This window comes from bacterium (assembly GCA_024226335.1).
Lineage (GTDB): Bacteria > Myxococcota_A > UBA9160 > SZUA-336 > SZUA-336 > JAAELY01.
On sequence record JAAELY010000271.1, the window covers coordinates 1 to 2,047 of the forward strand.

General features: G+C 65.8%; 1 protein-coding gene. It reads right to left on the minus strand.

Features of this window, described 5'->3' with window-relative positions; translation table 11 throughout:
• A partial coding sequence (locus GY725_14725; protein ID MCP4005444.1) for an AAA family ATPase occupies positions 1-2,047 on the minus strand: 2,047 nt, incomplete at both ends.

Genomic DNA, 2,047 nt, shown 5'->3' on the forward strand with positions numbered 1-2,047 from the left:
CGACCCAGGAGACGCAGTTCTTGCCCGCATCAGGGATCTGCTCGATGTGCCGCCTCAGGTCATCGAAACGCCCCTCCATCAGAGCAAATCCCGATTGCTGCAGGATCCCGATGAACGCTACTAGCCGGTTGCTGGGCATCGCTCGAGCGAAGCGCGCGCTATGTCGCAGGGCTTCCAGCACCCCATGCCGATCTCCGCGGGTGAGCGGCGACATGACGTCGTTACCAAACCAGGAAAGCCACGGATCCCCGAGTCGCTCGCCCCACTCCCGACACTCCTTTTCCCACTCGAGCTTCTCGTCGAGAGTGTCGGGGCCCTGCGTGGCATTTGCGCGGGCGCGAAATGCCTCGCCGAGGGCCTCGACGTCCCCACAGGCGCGACCGAGGTCGAGTGCCTCGAGGCTCAACGCGCGCAGCGTCTCCATCCTATTCGCGTGCGGCATCATGTGCTGGAGCCTGCTCAACACACGCGTGCGAAGGACCGGGGAGTCCGCACCGATCCACCCGGCGGCTTCCTCGAGCAACGCCAGGGTGACCGCGTCTGCGGTGATGCCGTGCTCGAACCCGTAGTAGCCAATCGCAGCTCTCGCAAAGCCCTCAGCAGAGCCGACCTGGCGAGCAAGCGCCGCAGCTCGAGCAAAGGTACTGCGTGCCGACACGTGCTCGCCCGCACCCCACTCGGCCTGCCCCAGTTGGAGCAGTAACTCGCAACGCCCGGCCTGGTCCAACGAGGGGTGAAGGTCCGCAAGCTCGAGCGCCCGCTTCAGATGCACAGCCGCTTCCTCGAACGCGAGCCCCGATAGTGCCTGCAGTCCCGCGCGCTCGCAGTACTCGGCAGCCTTCTCGACGCCACCGGTTGCCACGGCCTGGTACCAGTGGTGGGCCAGCGCTGTCAGCGGAGGGGTCGCGGACTCGCCATGGCGGCGTTCCAACGCCTCCGCGATGGCTCTGTGAAGGCGAGCCTGGTTTGGCCCGCGAATCCCCTGGTAGAGCGTCTCGCGGATCAGCGCATGACCAAAACGGTAGGTATCCGGGCTGCCCTGCACGGGCTCGATGATTCCGATGGTGGCCGCCTCTTCCAGAGACTCCGAGACCAGCCCGCGCTCTGTCCCCGCAGCCTCCAGCAGCAGTGTGGTGCCGAACTCCCGGCCGATCACCGCAGCGAAGTTGAGGAACTTGCGGGTGTCAGCACTCAGCCCTCCGAGTCGGCGCTCGACCGTGTCGGAGATACTCGCGGGAAGTTCGATCTCCAATCCTTCGCCGAGGTCGCCGGACTCCAGCACACTTGCCTCCGCACCGAGGATGCGTGCGATCTCGACCACGAAGAAGGGGTTGCCTTCGGTCAGGGCGGTCACGGACTCGGCCAGAGCCGGACTCATGTCGCTTCCCACGATCTGCCCGAGGAGCTGTGCAACGTAGTCGAACTCGAGACCTCTGATCGAAAGGCGCCGGGACGTGGGCTGGCGGGCCAGATCAGCCAAGGTCTGGAATAGCTCGGGAGTGCTGTGCAGCTCCCTGTCCCGGTAGGTCCCCAGTACGAGCACCGGATCGTGGTGCAGCTCCGCCCCGACAAAGGAGAGAAGTCCGAGAGAAGCCGGATCCGCCCAATGCATGTCTTCCAGCACCAGAACCAGCGGTGTTCGCTTGGCGAAACCCTGCAGACCTCGCGCAGCGCTATCGAACGCCCTGAAGCGCGCCTCGGCTGCATCGGCCTCCAGCGCCGGCTTGGCAGCCTTTCCCATGTTGCCGCGAGCCCAGCTGGTGAAGAATGCTGCTTCTGCTTCGAGCCCGTCGGGGATCGGCTTGCCTTGGTTGAGTCGCATCCAGTCTCGCATCGTCTGGATCCAGGGCCAGAAGGCCGGGGCGCCTTCGCCCTCGTGGCAGCGCCCGGTCAGTACCGTGACTCCACGCTCTGCAGCCTCGCGACACAGCTCCTCCACGACGCGCGTCTTGCCGATGCCCGGCTCGCCTTCGAGCATGACCACCCTGGTCTCACCGGACAGGCTCTTTTCGAGCGCCGCGTGCAGAGTGCTCACCAGCTCGTGGCG